The organism is Pantoea sp. EKM101V, from assembly GCF_011800325.1.
Lineage (GTDB): Bacteria > Pseudomonadota > Gammaproteobacteria > Enterobacterales > Enterobacteriaceae > Pantoea > Pantoea anthophila.
On sequence record NZ_JAALFP010000003.1, the window covers coordinates 94533 to 107770 of the forward strand.

The 13238-nt window shown below is 57.2% G+C and carries 14 protein-coding genes and 1 riboswitch; of the genes, 4 read left to right on the forward strand and 10 right to left on the reverse strand.

The window, feature by feature from the left end; all coding sequences use genetic code 11:
* Nucleotides 1-5 precede the first annotated feature (5 nt).
* From HFD92_RS06625 to ascF, 5 genes are all read right to left on the reverse strand, one after another.
* Nucleotides 6-764: an ABC transporter permease gene (locus HFD92_RS06625; RefSeq protein WP_167428562.1), complete on the reverse strand. Its 759-nt coding sequence runs from the start codon at nt 762-764 to the stop codon at nt 6-8.
* A complete protein-coding gene (locus tag HFD92_RS06630) occupies nt 761-1501 on the reverse strand; it encodes an ABC transporter ATP-binding protein (RefSeq protein ID WP_058957086.1) in 741 nt (246 codons plus the stop codon). The genes HFD92_RS06625 and HFD92_RS06630 overlap by 4 nt, the downstream gene beginning before the upstream one ends.
* A complete protein-coding gene (gene tenA / locus HFD92_RS06635; RefSeq protein ID WP_111207281.1) occupies nt 1498-2199 on the reverse strand; it encodes a thiaminase II in 702 nt (233 codons plus the stop codon). The genes HFD92_RS06630 and tenA overlap by 4 nt, the downstream gene beginning before the upstream one ends.
* A 70-nt stretch (nt 2200-2269) precedes the next feature.
* Nucleotides 2270-2372, reverse strand: a riboswitch (TPP riboswitch).
* A 106-nt stretch (nt 2373-2478) separates the two neighbouring features.
* Entirely contained in the window at nt 2479-3909 is a 1431-nt protein-coding gene (locus HFD92_RS06640; protein ID WP_009092841.1) for a 6-phospho-beta-glucosidase, read from the reverse strand.
* A 36-nt stretch (nt 3910-3945) separates the two neighbouring features.
* Nucleotides 3946-5391, reverse strand: a complete 1446-nt coding sequence (gene ascF, locus HFD92_RS06645; protein ID WP_167428563.1) for a PTS cellobiose/arbutin/salicin transporter subunit IIBC — start codon at nt 5389-5391, stop codon at nt 3946-3948.
* Between the two features lie 256 nt (nt 5392-5647).
* Between ascF and HFD92_RS06650 the strand changes: the two genes are divergently transcribed.
* Nucleotides 5648-6664 (forward strand): LacI family DNA-binding transcriptional regulator, encoded by a 1017-nt coding sequence (locus tag HFD92_RS06650; protein WP_167428564.1) that lies wholly within the window; start codon nt 5648-5650, stop codon nt 6662-6664.
* Here HFD92_RS06650 and HFD92_RS06655 read toward each other — a convergent pair.
* Both HFD92_RS06655 and HFD92_RS06660 read right to left on the reverse strand, forming a co-directional pair.
* Nucleotides 6661-7410, reverse strand: a complete 750-nt coding sequence (locus HFD92_RS06655; protein ID WP_167428565.1) for a DNA-binding transcriptional regulator YciT — start codon at nt 7408-7410, stop codon at nt 6661-6663. The two genes, HFD92_RS06650 and HFD92_RS06655, sit on opposite strands and share 4 nt — an antisense overlap.
* 74 nt (nt 7411-7484) lie before the next feature.
* Nucleotides 7485-8747, reverse strand: coding sequence for a DUF1479 domain-containing protein (locus HFD92_RS06660; RefSeq protein ID WP_167428566.1), 1263 nt, complete (start codon nt 8745-8747; stop codon nt 7485-7487).
* A 253-nt stretch (nt 8748-9000) separates the two neighbouring features.
* Between HFD92_RS06660 and HFD92_RS06665 the strand changes: the two genes are divergently transcribed.
* Entirely contained in the window at nt 9001-9822 is an 822-nt protein-coding gene (locus HFD92_RS06665; protein WP_140029457.1) for a Cof-type HAD-IIB family hydrolase, read from the forward strand.
* Nucleotides 9823-9857: 35 nt separating this feature from the next.
* On the opposite strand, the gene HFD92_RS06670 is transcribed toward HFD92_RS06665, so the two are convergent.
* The gene (locus tag HFD92_RS06670) at nt 9858-10244 is read right to left on the reverse strand and encodes a helix-turn-helix domain-containing protein (RefSeq protein WP_009092848.1); all 387 of its coding nucleotides are present in this window, start codon (nt 10242-10244) and stop codon (nt 9858-9860) included.
* 111 nt (nt 10245-10355) lie between these two features.
* On the opposite strand from HFD92_RS06670, the gene HFD92_RS06675 reads away from it, so the two are divergent.
* The gene (locus HFD92_RS06675) at nt 10356-11405 is read left to right on the forward strand and encodes an NAD(P)-dependent alcohol dehydrogenase (protein WP_167428567.1); all 1050 of its coding nucleotides are present in this window, start codon (nt 10356-10358) and stop codon (nt 11403-11405) included.
* A gap of 201 nt (nt 11406-11606) precedes the next feature.
* Here HFD92_RS06675 and HFD92_RS06680 read toward each other — a convergent pair whose 3' ends face one another.
* Together HFD92_RS06680 and HFD92_RS06685 are read right to left on the reverse strand one after the other, a co-directional pair.
* Nucleotides 11607-12290, reverse strand: a complete 684-nt coding sequence (locus HFD92_RS06680; RefSeq protein WP_058957095.1) for a hypothetical protein — start codon at nt 12288-12290, stop codon at nt 11607-11609.
* A gap of 178 nt (nt 12291-12468) precedes the next feature.
* Entirely contained in the window at nt 12469-12693 is a 225-nt protein-coding gene (locus HFD92_RS06685; RefSeq protein ID WP_009092851.1) for a hypothetical protein, read from the reverse strand.
* A gap of 214 nt (nt 12694-12907) precedes the next feature.
* Here HFD92_RS06685 and HFD92_RS06690 point away from each other — a divergent pair, with 214 nt between their 5' ends.
* Complete coding sequence (locus HFD92_RS06690) at nt 12908-13213, forward strand: hypothetical protein (protein ID WP_167428568.1); 306 nt, start codon at nt 12908-12910, stop codon at nt 13211-13213.
* Nucleotides 13214-13238 lie beyond the last annotated feature (25 nt).

The window sequence follows — 13238 nt, forward strand, 5'->3', positions numbered from 1 at the left end:
GGTCATTAATCCGTTTCGGGGGCCCAGCTAATCAGGCGACGGAGCAGGAAATCGATGAACAGCCACAGCAGCAGCGTCATCAGCACCAGAATGAACAGGGCGGCAAAGCAGAGATCACTCTGCATCCGGGCATTGGCATTCAGCATGACGTAGCCCAGTCCTTCCGCTGAACCGACCCACTCTCCGATAATGGCGCCAATCGGGGCCACCGCGGCCGCCATCCGTAAACCGGATCCCAGCGCGGGCAGTGCCGCCAGCAGCCGGACATGACGCAGCTGAGCCGCGCGGGAGGCGCCCAGCGTGCGGGCCAGATCGAGATAGCCGGGCGGGACGCGACGCAGGCCATCAAAAAAGGCGGAGGTCACCGGGAAAAAGATCACCAGCACCGCCATTGCGACTTTGGCGCTCATCCCGAAGCCGAACCAGAGCACCAGCAGGGGCGCCAGCGCAAACACCGGGATCGCCTGGCTGGTAATGACCAGCGGCATCATCCAGCGCTGCAACCGCGGCGAAAAGGACATCCCCAGCGCGAGCAGGGCGCCCAGCAGCACGCCCAGCGCCATGCCGCTGAGGATCTCCGTCAGGGTGGTGAGGCTGTGCTGGCTGAGATAGCGGGCGTTCTGCCAGAGCGCGGTGGCGACCGCCGGGGGTGAGGGCAGCAAAAAAGCGGGGACGGAAAGGGAAACGAGCCACCACAATCCGATGAGGCCCGTAAAAAGCGTCACACCCCGGCGTAGTCCGCCAGATCGTTGTCCTGACGTCATCCAGCTAACCTGCTCAGCTGATTCAGCAGGGCAGCCTGACTCCGGATGACGCTGACATCCTCTGCCGCCCGTGGAGGCTGCCCCTGGAGGGAGGGAGAGGCTTCGATACCCGTCGGGCCGATTACCAGCAGATGATGACTCAATCGACAGGCTTCTGCGGCATCATGCGTTATCAGCAACACGGTGTGCCCGGCCAGCACTTCCGCGGCCAGCGTCTGAATCTGACTGCGGGTCAGGGCATCCAGCGCAGAGAAGGGTTCATCCATCAGCACCACGGGCTGGCGGGTGTAGAGGGTGCGAGCCAGTGCGGCGCGCTGACGCATCCCGCCGGAGAGCGTCGCGGGCCGTGCGGTGGCATAACGACTCAGACCGACACGCGCCAGCAGGTGCTGTGCCCGCTCACGATCCGGCTTCTCCCCGTTCAGGCGGCTGGCCAGACAAACGTTCTGCTCCACTGTCAGCCACGGATAGAGCAAGTCCTGTTGTCCCATCCAGGCGATGCGTCCGGTCAGTGGCAGGCCATCACTGCCGCTGACCTGGCCGGAGGAAGGCGGTAACAGACCGGCAATCACCCGCATCAGACTGCTTTTACCCACGCCGCTCGCCCCCAGCAACGCTGTAAACTGGCCACCCGCAATCTCCAGAGTGAGCTGGCTGAAGAGCTGCTGCTGACCCAACCTGAGTGACAGCTGACGGATTGCGATACCGGGCGGCGCCGAACAGGCTGACGCAATCATGGGCGGACCTGCAGACTGGCCGCATGATTCAGTCCCATCTGCCAGAACGCGGATTCCAGCCGTGTGGCAGTAGTAAAAATCTGCGCCAGTGAGGCAAAACGCTGCTCAGCCGCACGCTCGCCCGCCAGGGTTTCAAACAACGAAAGGGCGTTGCGAACGCCGTTCAGATAGGACTCATCGCCGTAGTTTTCTATCCACGCCGCATAAGGATTATCGCTGAAGCGGGTTGCAGGATCCTGTAGCAGGGTCAGACCCGTTTCAGCGTACCCGGCGACACAGGGCATCAGCGCGGTCAGCAACTCCAGCGCATCGCCGCTGTGGCCCACATCCAGCACATAGCGGGTGTAGTTGAGCGTTTCCACTGCCTCCGGTTCGCTCGCCATTGCCGCTTCGCTGATGCCCCACTGCTGGCAGTAGTCCAGATGCAGCGGCAGTTCGCTGACGATGGCGTTGAGCGACGCCGTCGCGCTGCGCAGGGCATCCGGCGCGGAGAGCTTGCTTATCAGCAGGCCCCAGGCGCGGGCGAAGTGCAGCAGAAACAGATAATCCTGGGTGAGATAATGGCGAAACGCGGCGGGGGGCAGCGTACCCTGACCGAGCTGCTGTACAAAGTCATGTGCCACATAGGCGTGCCAGTGAGGGCCAGCCTGCTGACGCAGACGACCGTAAAAGCCGGTTTCGAAAAGCGGATGTGTCATCAGATCTCCTGTCACAATGGAGATCCGGGCATACGGGCTGGAACAGGGAGTGATGCAGGAGATGACGCAGAAATATCTGCCGACCCGTCCCTTCGCTGGCATGACCCAGATCAGGTTCAAAGGGTTCGGCTTTCGCCATCTCAGCCCATGACAGGACACCCCTCGGAGACATCGGTTATACGATAATTACCGGCAGAGTACAACGGCAGGTTGACTGCATACCTGCGGCGTCGCTGACAGGCGTAGCACCGCAGACACAATACTTAATAAGTGACGTTGTCACTCAAGATCGGCTCCGTTGCTGGCAATGACCTTCTTATACCACCAGAATGACTTCTTACGCGTGCGGGCCAGCGTACCACGCCCGAGATCGTCGCGGTCAACATAGACAAAACCGTAGCGTTTACTCATCTCACCGGTTGAGGCCGCCACCAGATCGATGCAGCCCCAGCTGGTGTAGCCCATGACCGGCACGCCATCTTCAATCGCGTCACCCATCGCGCGGATGTGTTCACGCAGATAGCTGATGCGGTAGTCGTCATGGATTTCGCCACTGGCATCGGGTTCATCGCGTGCGCCCAGACCATTTTCGACCAGGAAAAGCGGCTTCTGATAGCGGTCATACATCATGTTCATTGTGATCCGTAATCCGAGTGGATCGATGCCCCAGCCCCATTCACTGCGCGGCACATGGGGATTCGTCAGAGACTTCACCACATTGGCGGCGCTGCTGTTCTGCTCGTTCATCTCCGCCGAGGCGCAGCGTGAGGCGTAGTAGCTGAACGAAACAAAATCGACGCTGTTTTTCAGAATCTCCGCGTCACCTTCCTCGATCTTCAGCGTTACGCCTTTCTCCCGAAACAGCCGGGCCGCGTAGGCGGGATAGGCGCCGCGTGCCTGCACATCGATAAAGAAGAGGTTTTCACGATCTTTCTCCAGCGCGGCCCAGACATCCTCCGGTTTACTCGACCAGGGGTAGAAGTTGCCGCCCGCCAGCATGCAGCCAACCTGGTTAGCCGGATTGACCTCATGCGCAATGCGGGTCACCTGCGCGCTGGCGACCAGTTCATGATGCGCCGCCTGATATTTCACCTGCTCCGGATTTTCGTCGGGTTCAAACACCAGTCCGGCACCGGAGAAGGGGCTGTGGAGCAGGATATTAATCTCGTTAAAGGTCAGCCAGTATTTCACCAGACCATCAAACGCCTCGAAACAGCTGCGGGCATAGCGGGCAAAAAAGTCGATCATTTTGCGGTTACGCCACGAGCCATACTCCGTCACCAGATGCATCGGCACATCGAAATGGCAGAGGGTGACCAGCGGTTCGATCTGATGTTTCCGGCACTCTTCAAACACTGAACGGTAAAAAGCAATGCCTTCCGGGCAAGGTGTCAGCTCATCGCCGTTGGGATAGAGACGGCTCCAGGCAATTGATGTGCGGAACACGCTGAAACCCATCTCCGCCATCAGCGCGATGTCCTCCCGGTAGCGATGATAAAAATCGATCGCATTATGGCTGGGGTAGAACTCGTCGTCGCGAAGCGCAAACCGTTTTTCAAGACCAAGTTTGACCGGCATCCGGTGCGGGCCATGCGGGATCATATCGACGGTGGTTAACCCTTTTCCGCCTTCGCGAAAACCGCCTTCGCTCTGGTTGGCGGCCAGTGCACCGCCCCATAAAAACCCTTGCGGAAACCTTGATTCAGACATGCATTCCTCTTTTCCGGGTCGGTAAGACCCTTTTTTCTAGTGGCTGTTAATGGCGTTGACGCGTTCGGGTACGGCTGCCGGTTGTGCCGTGGTGGTGGCGTCGGTTTCAGGGATATCTTCAAAGCCTAACAGCAGCGTCAGCACAAACGACAGCACCACAGACAACACCATCACCGCACCGACCCAGACAATACTCATCGGGTTGGTGGGATCAAAAAACTGCACGCTGGTAAACAGGCCAGGCGACGCCATTGAGTGGCTGGCCAGACCGCCAATGCCTGCTACCGCGCCGCAGATAAAACCGCTGATCAGACAGGCGACCAGCGGGCGTTTCAGGCGGACGGCCACACCATACAGCGCAGGTTCTGAAATGCCGGCAACGATAGCGGAGGCCGCCGCCGCGAGCGCGGTCTGACGCAGTTCCCGGTTTTTGGTGCGGAAGGCTACCGCCAGAGACGATCCCCCCAGCGACAGGTTGGCACCAATCTCGGAGGGCATCACCATGCCCTCTTTGCCGGTTTCAGCAATGGTCTGAATGATGGTCGGGGTAAACACGCGGTGCATACCGGTCATCACCAGCAGGGGCCAGATCGCGCCCATAATCGCGACCGAGAGCCAGCCGAGATAGCCATGGACGGTGTAGACCAGCGCAGAGATGCCGCTGCCGATCCAGATGCCAATCGGACCAATCAGCACGATCGCGATGGGTGCGGCAATCAGCACAATCAGCATCGGTTTCAGGAAGTTCTTGGTGACGGCCGGGGTAATGCGGTCCACGCCGCGCTCAATGTGTGACAGGATCCAGGTCATCACCAGCGCCGGAATCACCGTGTAGGTATATTTCACCGCCGTGACCGGAATGAAGGCAAATTCCACGGCCTGACCCTGCGCCGCTTTCGCCATCAGATCGATAAAGTTAGGGTGCACCAGCACGCCAGCAATGGCGATCGCCAGCGACATATTGGTTTTAAACTTCAGCGCGGCAGAGGCGGCTACCATCACCGGCAGGAAGAAAAAGGCCCCGTCGCCAATCACGTTGAGGATCACCAGCGTAGAGGAGCCTTTTTCAAACACACCGGCCATATCCAGTATCATCGCCAGCAGCTTAACCATCGACCCACCGATGATGGCCGGGATCAGCGGTGACATCGTGCCGACCAGCGCATCCAGAATGCCTGCGCCGATGCTTTTCAGCGTGATTTTGCGTTTTACCGGCGTGGATGAGGCGGCAGGGGAACCCATCGCCTGCAGCGCCTGAAAGGCCTGAGAGACGTTATTGCCAATGATCACCTGACACTGGGTGTCGTTGTGAACCACGCCCATCACGCCATCGATCGCTTTCAGCCGGGGATAGTCCACCTGGGTTTCATCTTTCACCACAAACCGCAGTCGGGTCATGCAGTGCGTTACGGCTTCGATATTGTTGAGGCCGCCTAGCGCATCGACGATGGCGCGTGACACCTCGGCATAGTTTCTGGGCATGATCGCTCTTCTCTGTAGGGTAAATCGGTCAATGTTGTTATGTTTTTGCGCCTGCATGCAGGCAGATAGGAAACCGGTTTCATAAAATCATGAAGGGCTTTTATGACCGGGACAAGCCCAAAAATCAGCCAGATTTTCGTTTTGTGACCGGCGTCACCTGCCATTAGCTCAAAGGCCGGCTGAGCGCGAGGGTAAATATTTCCAATATTGAGAGGCTTAGGTAGACTGCAGAACGACGCAGTAAAGGAGCATCAGCATGGCAACGATTCAGGAAGTGGCGAACAGGGCGGGCGTCTCAAAAGCGACAGTGTCACGCGTGCTCTCCGGCAACGGGTATGTCGGTCAGGAAAAGCGTCAGAGAGTTCTTGATGCGATTGCCGAAACCGGCTACCGGCCTAATCTGCTGGCGCGCAATCTGGCAACGAAAACCTCTCAGACTATCGGGCTGGTGATCACCAACACCCTCTACAGCGGAAGCTACTTTACGGAACTGATGGCGCACTCGGCGCGCATACTGGAGCAGCAGGGCCGCCAGCTGATTCTGGCCGATGGCAAACATACGGCGGAGCAGGAGCAGGCGGCAATTCAGTTTCTGCTCGATCTGCGCTGCGACGGCATCATCATCTATCCGCGCTTTCTGTCCATTGATGCGCTGGATGCCATTATCTCCCGTCACAAACAGCCGATCCTGGTCATTAACCGGCGGCTGCGTGTCAATCAAAGCTACTGCATCTACAGCGATCAGCACGCCGGCAGCGTCACGGCGGTGAGTCATCTGCTGAATCAGGGGCATCGCGACATCGCCTTTATTACCGGCTCGCTCGATTCCCCGACCGGGGTGGAACGCCTCTCCGGCTATCGTGCCGCGCTGGCAGCACAGGGTATCGACGCCGATCCGGCGCGTATTGTGTCAGGCCGCTGGACGGCTCAGAGCGGGGTGGAGGCCGTGGATACGCTGCTGGCACGCGGAGTCGCCTTCAGCGCGCTGGTGGCGAGTAATGATGAGATGGCGATCGGGGCGATCAAACGGCTTACAGCGTGCCGGATAGCCGTGCCGGATCAGGTTTCAGTAATCGGTTTCGATGATATCCCGCTGGCACCCTACATCACGCCGTCATTATCCAGCATGAAACTGCCGGTGACGGAGATGATCAATGAGACGATTCATCGCCTGCTGACCATGCTGGATGGCGGTGACTGGTCTGCCCATCCCCCCTTTACCGCCAGCCTGATGCTGCGCGATTCGGTCACGCAGGGACCGGGCGCGGTTTAACCCGTGGCGACCGTTATCACGTTAACTGCGCGCGCCTTAAGCTGCTCTGCCGTGACGGCATCCAGCGTTTCATCGGTAATCACATGCCCGACCTGATAACCGGATGAGAGCGGATAGGGATGGATCTGGCCAAATTTAGAGGCATCGGTCAGGGCGTAGTTTTCCGCCCCTTTTGCCAGAACGGCATCCACCACATCACAGCGCAGCATGTTGCGACCGGTAAAGCCGGTTTCCGGATGCCAGCCATCCACGCCGACAAATGCCCGGTGAAAGTGAACCTGCTGAATGGAGTAGCGGGTCAGCGGGCCGACAACCGACTCACTGCTTTTCTGCAGCATCCCACCCAGCACAATCACTTCGCAGGCCGCCTCACGCAGAAGCTGGGCAATATAGTGGCTGACGGTAATCAGGGTCAGATCGGCACGGTCGGCCAGCGCGCGCGCCAGCAGAGCGTTGGTGCTGCCGCCTTCAATAAATACGGACTCCCCCGGCTCAACCAGACGGGCGGCGTGATGCGCCAGCGCCTGCTTGATGGGATAGCGGGTGTTCAGGCGGGTACCGACATTATCGCTGTCCAGCGCCAGCGCAGAGCCGTGAACCCGCCGCAGCAGACGGTCACGCTCCAGCAGCGTGAGATCCTGACGCACGGTAACTTCAGAAACTCCGGTGAGCTGTGCCAGTTCACTGACCGTCACGCTGCCCCGGCTATTAACCAGTTGAATAATCTGATGATGTCGCGGATTCATAATGGGATGTCGCAGAAAAACAGGAGTGGCAGTGTATCAGGGTTTTCCCCGCGCCGGTGCAGCGCGGGGGCAGATCAGGCTAAATCCAGCGAGCGACGTCCGTTAAGATTGAGATCTTCCGGCCTGAAACGTTGATCCCACGCCGCTTCATAATGCTCCGGAGGAAAATCGCCTGGCGAATGGCCCTGCGCCAGCGCCTGTGCGACATGGCGGGCATAGAGGCGGTTTTTTTCACACAGCGGGGCGGCCGGAATGTACATCACATTGCTCCAGCCCTGCTGATCCCTGACCGGCGCCACGGCGTGAATCACATCACAGTGCCACCACACCGAATCCCCGGCCTCTAAGGCCGGTATCGGACAGAGTCCGGCCATCAGATGCGGATGCCACTGCTCGTTAACCGGCAAGACCCGGCCTGGGGCAACGCCGCAGAGCTCATCCTCCGGTACATCCGAAAGCAGTGGACGCAGCAGCACATAAGCCATCGCCTGCGGCACCGGCACGACGTGCAGCAGGCCCTGACCGGGGATCATATCAGAGAGGGCAGTCCAGCCCTGAAAGGTGCGGAACACAGAACATTTGGTGGTGCCAGGCAGATCATACTCATCCACTTCAGTGCGGTGTGCCGCGTCCCAGGGGTCATAAGCATCAAAGTCACCGTGAAACAGCTTACTGAAAACCTGCTGATAAGCCGGGAGCAGCCAGCGTTCCAGCGCGCCGGAATCGGTATGAGCCCCTAATCCGCCGGAGGTGGTGCCAGGCAGGCGACGGCGAATGCGATCGGGATAGATGATGCTGACATCCGGGTCAAACCACTCTTTGCCCTGTGAATCAAAGGTCCATAACCTGTTCAGGAAAGATTGCGCGTGCGCCATTGCCGGGCTTTGTCGCGCCTGCATTTGCGCCTGCGACCAGTAAACAGGATAAATTTCAGGACGCGAGGCGGCCAGCGTGCCAAAAAAATCATCGCCCGGCCCGCGATACTGTTCGTCAAACCGGTTGAGCTCCAGATAGTCGAGCATCGACTTATCCCAGGCCAGCGCCTGGTCCCGGGGAAAGTGCTGCTTAATCACGACACAGCCGCGCCGTTTAATCCGCGCCCGGGTTTCATCTGAAACCTGTCCCTCAGCGATATCCTGCATCGGCACCACTGGCCAGGCGCTGCCCGTCCATTCCTCATCCGCTTTTGCCTCCGCAATCGCCGCTTCGATGCTGTCACACACCTGCCGGAACAGGCCTTCAACGTCACCTATCTGCTGCCGCAACTGCTGTTTCACTGCGCGTATTGCCGCTTTGACGTCTTCCGGCAATGGGGTCGATCGGGTCTCATCACGCATCTCATGCTCCTCACTATTCGGGTTGAGTTACGAATGTAATTAAAATAACCTTCATTCGTAATTTGCGACTGAGATTAACATCTTTTTAACGCTCCGAAACGTGCGTAATAACACAACTCCGGAACCGGAAGGCTCCGAAAGCCGTTAGCAACGTCACTATTTGCATTCTCATTAATCCACACAGCGAGTAAGCTTTATGAATCAAATCAATCAGCCGAAAGGACAGAACGGCGACTCTATAGGGGCAGGTGAGATGGCGGTTAAGATGATTGCGGTGGATATGGATGGCACCTTTCTGGACGACAATAAAGCGTACAACGTTCAGCGGTTTTCACGGCAGTATGCGCTGCTGAAGCAGAAGGGCATCCGTTTTGTGGTCGCCAGCGGAAACCAGTATTACCAGTTACAGCGCTATTTTCCCGACATCAAAGATGAGATTGCGTTCGTCGCAGAGAATGGCGCGTGGGTTTCAGACTGCAACGAAGAGATCTTTTGTGGCGAGCTGGCCCGCGAGAAGGTGCACAAGATTCTGGATATCCTGGCGCATGAACCCGATATTGCGGTGGTGGTGTGCGGGCGTAATGGCGCTTACATGCACGCATCGGCTTCTGACGAGGTGATGGCAAAGCTCTCAAATCACTATCACCGGCTGGAAAAACGCGATGACCTCTATGCCATTGACGATACAATTTTTAAATTCTCGCTGAATCTGGAGCATGAAGGGGTGGATGCCCTGCTGCAACGACTGCATGCCCGACTCGGCGAGCTGGAAAACATCATGCATCCGGTCTCCAGCGGGTTTGGCTTTATCGACCTGATCATTCCTGGCTGCCACAAGGCGCATGGCATTGCGCTGCTGCAGGAGAAGTGGGGCATCAGCGACTGCGAAGTGCTGGCCATCGGTGACAGCGCCAACGACATTGAGATGCTGCGTCAGGCCTGTTTCAGTTTCTCAATGGCGAATGCCGCCGCTTCTGTCGCCGCCGTGGCGCGATATCAGACTCAGAGCAACAATGAAGAGGGGGCGCTGAATGTGATCTCCCGCGTGCTGGCGCGCGAATTTCCCTTTGAGTGAGGCCGGGCCGGGCTGACTGGCGCACCTGGTTCTCCTCACACCTCCCGATGGCTGCGCGCGTGATCCTCCATTTCATCCAGCGCAGCCTGATTTTCCAGGCCCCACTGATACATCTGCTCAATCGGCCCGGCAAATGTCATGCCCAGCGCGGTCAGGCTGTACTCCACTTTCGGCGGTACCACCTGCCAGACATGGCGTGCAACCAGCCCGCGCTGCTCCAGCTCGCGCAGCGTCTGAATCAGCATCTTCTTTGAAATTCCCTGCAGGCTCCGCTCCAGTTCACCCGTGCGCGCACGGTGTTCCGGCCAGTGATAAAGCGCATGCAGCACCATCGTGCTCCACTTGACGGAAAAGAGTTCCAGCAGGCGGCGCGGCGGTGAATCAGCATAAAACAAAAGTTTTCCATCAACCCAGGCTGGCATTATTGTCTCCTTAGCAGGGTGGTAACCAAAAGGTAACTACTACCAAAACCGATCCCATGTGTCTATAGTGTGCCGCTTTCTTTACGACCATCAGGTGAGAAGAGGCAACAGATGAAGATTAATGCACTGGTCGCCAGTCAGGCAGATCGACCGCTGCGAGCGGGTCAGGTGGAGTTACGCGAGCTTCAGGCTGACGATGTTAAACTCGAGATCCTTTACTGCGGCGTCTGCCACTCCGATTTGCATATGGCGCGCAATGAGTGGGGCATAAGCCGCTATCCCCTTGTGCCGGGTCACGAAATTGTCGGCCGGGTGGTGGCAGTGGGTGAAAACGTCACTCAGTTTGCGGTCGGAGAGATTGCCGGGGTCGGCGTGATGGTTGACGCCTGTCGCGAGTGCCATTTCTGCCAGCAGCATGAAGAGCAGTATTGTGAGGCAGGCTTTACGCCGACCTATAACGGAACCGATAAGTACACCGGTAACACGACCTTTGGCGGCTATGCCCAGCATGTGATTGCCGATCACCATTTTGTCGTGCGGGTGCCTGATAACCTGGCGCTGAACGCGGTGGCACCACTGCTCTGCGCGGGCGTCACCGTCTGGTCACCGCTGCGCCACTTTAATGTCAAAGCGGGGGATCGCGTCGGGGTAGTAGGCCTGGGCGGCCTGGGCCATATGGCGGTTAAGCTGGCCAGTGCGCTGGGCGCAGAGGTCACCTTGTTTACTACCTCGCCGGAGAAAGGGGCGGATGCCCGCCGGCTGGGCGCCAAAAACGTGGTGGTTTCCCGTGACGCGGCCCAGATGGCGGCCTGTCAGGCGTCGCTGGATATCATTCTGGACTGCGTGGCTGCGCCACACGATCTCGATCCCTATCTGAATGCGCTGAAAACCAACGGTCAGCTGGTGCTGGTGGGTATCCCCGATCAGCCTCATCCGTCACCGAATGTGACACCGATGGTGTTCCGCCGTCTGAGTATTACCGGCACCTCAATTGGCAGTATTCAGGAGACGCAGGAGATGCTCGACTTCTGTGGGCAGCACAACATCACGGCGGATGTTGAGATGATTACCGGTGAAGAGGTCGAAACGGCCTTTGAACGTATGCTGACCAGCGATGTGAAATATCGGTTTGTGATTGATATGCAGAAAACGCGCTGGTAACGCCAGGGGCACGCTGTGAAGGCGTGCCCTTCACGATGCCCGCGTTGTTGAATGAGCGATGATAGTTACAACATACTTTTGCATTTCTGAATCAGGTTTCAGATAGCTGGGTGCGAAAGGGCTGAGCAGCCAGACCGGGCCTGTTGCAGCAAAAAATACCCGGCTTGCGGGCCGGGTATCCTCTCGATTCTGGCGTTTTAGTTACGCCTGCGCGTCATCCGCTTTATCCTTCGCCGCTTCCTCTTTCTCTGCAGCATGAGTGAAAGGTTTGAGCAGCTGTATATCCAGAATCACATAGACCATGGTGCTGATGAACAGCGAAATCACACTACCGAAGACGCCGCTGGTGGTGAAGGTCAGATAGTTATAGGTGACCAGCCAGGTCAGACAGATAAACAGCGCGAGAGAAATGTAGAGATTGGGCACGGAGTAGTTACTGGTGCCGCCCCCCTGGGTATGGGTAGCTTTAAACAGATTGCCGATGGAATATTTTTCCAGCACCAGGATGGCATTTTCCCAGTTGCGCTGTTTACGCGCGCTGGCGCGTGTCAGAAACAGATAGAGAATAGAGACAAAAAAACCGGAGAAGGCGATCAGCACCGGAATCGCCTCCAGCGCATATTCGATGCTCTTATGGCCGGTGGTGGTGCTGAGATCCAGCGTCAGCGAGGCACCGAGCGCAGCATATAAAAACAGGAACAGCAGCATAAATGTCAGAGTGCGTTTCCAGTCACCGTCGATCTCTGCTTCTTTTTGCTGGATAGCCAGCTGAAGCGATTGCTGAATCTGTCGTGCCTGAGGTGAATCTGTGTCGAGCGTGTCGCAGGGCGCAGCAAAGAAGTTATGCATAAACAGCGCATCTTCTTTCTGAATAGTGATTTTCATCATAAACCTGTGTGCGGAAAAATTTCCTTTATTCTAATCGGCACGACATGAATTAACAGTCACTTTGCCTTTTAATCCCGCATTAATGGGAAATATACCTTCCCCCGCTTGTCCTTATGGGTGAGATTAACGGCCATGATTTCACGGCCTTTCTGAAGCACGCAGTAATCGGGCATGACTATTTCTCCACAGGTGTGTCGAGCGCCTTAAACTGCTTGATGGCGTCATGAATGTTATTGGTTTCCACGGTCGCAATGCAGCGGTCACCGTTGAAAACATCATAACGGGCATTGCGCAGCTGAAACAGCAGATCGCGTCCCCGAAAGTGGATGCGTTTCTGTCTGACGCCAATGCCATGCCGCCGTAACAGGGCCTGTGACAGGCGATCGGTCTCTTTAGTCATTCCGTTAGCCTCCCGGCAGTACGTGGTCACTGCCAGTAAACCTGATAAACATTAGTTTTATATTAAGAGACAACCCTGTTTTTCGCATGGCCATCCGATGAAGCGGGATGGATGCGCTGCAAAGTGAAGAAGATGCAGGACAGAGGCGGTTTCTGACTTAATAAACCGTAAATGCGGTACACTCATCTCACCCTTCGCCACGAGACAGAGTGCTATGAACGACAAGAAGATGATTTCCATTGATCGGTTCAACGCTGATGAACGACTGGCCGTCGAACAGACCGTTAAAGGGCTGATGGAAAAGTATCGTCAGCGCACCGGTAAAGAGCCGGATAGTAAAAAAGAAAAAGAATTCAGCAGTGAAGCGCGTCGGATCGTTATGACGGCAAAGCAGGAAAAAGAGAAAGCGCAGGCGCTGAAGGCGAAAAAACCTCTCCGCAAAAAGAAACCCTCCTCACTGACAGCCAGTGAAGTCAGCGACTTCAGCTGGTCCGCCTCGGTTGCTAAGGGCCGCAGATAAAAACCTAGCCTTCGTGCTGGCAGGC

Coding starts and splice junctions, on each gene's coding strand:
- tenA (WP_111207281.1), bottom strand. CDS start 2,199: ATGACACATCCGCTTTTCGAAACCGGCTTTTACGGTCGTCTGCGTCAG.
- HFD92_RS06655 (WP_167428565.1), bottom strand. CDS start 7,410: ATGAATCCGCGACATCATCAGATTATTCAACTGGTTAATAGCCGGGGC.
- HFD92_RS06690 (WP_167428568.1), top strand. CDS start 12,908: ATGAACGACAAGAAGATGATTTCCATTGATCGGTTCAACGCTGATGAA.
- HFD92_RS06665 (WP_140029457.1), top strand. CDS start 9,001: ATGGCGGTTAAGATGATTGCGGTGGATATGGATGGCACCTTTCTGGAC.
- ascF (WP_167428563.1), bottom strand. CDS start 5,391: ATGCCCAGAAACTATGCCGAGGTGTCACGCGCCATCGTCGATGCGCTA.
- HFD92_RS06685 (WP_009092851.1), bottom strand. CDS start 12,693: ATGACTAAAGAGACCGATCGCCTGTCACAGGCCCTGTTACGGCGGCAT.
- HFD92_RS06630 (WP_058957086.1), bottom strand. CDS start 1,501: ATGATTGCGTCAGCCTGTTCGGCGCCGCCCGGTATCGCAATCCGTCAG.
- HFD92_RS06675 (WP_167428567.1), top strand. CDS start 10,356: ATGAAGATTAATGCACTGGTCGCCAGTCAGGCAGATCGACCGCTGCGA.
- HFD92_RS06650 (WP_167428564.1), top strand. CDS start 5,648: ATGGCAACGATTCAGGAAGTGGCGAACAGGGCGGGCGTCTCAAAAGCG.
- HFD92_RS06680 (WP_058957095.1), bottom strand. CDS start 12,290: ATGAAAATCACTATTCAGAAAGAAGATGCGCTGTTTATGCATAACTTC.
- HFD92_RS06660 (WP_167428566.1), bottom strand. CDS start 8,747: ATGCGTGATGAGACCCGATCGACCCCATTGCCGGAAGACGTCAAAGCG.
- HFD92_RS06670 (WP_009092848.1), bottom strand. CDS start 10,244: ATGCCAGCCTGGGTTGATGGAAAACTTTTGTTTTATGCTGATTCACCG.
- HFD92_RS06625 (WP_167428562.1), bottom strand. CDS start 764: ATGACGTCAGGACAACGATCTGGCGGACTACGCCGGGGTGTGACGCTT.
- HFD92_RS06640 (WP_009092841.1), bottom strand. CDS start 3,909: ATGTCTGAATCAAGGTTTCCGCAAGGGTTTTTATGGGGCGGTGCACTG.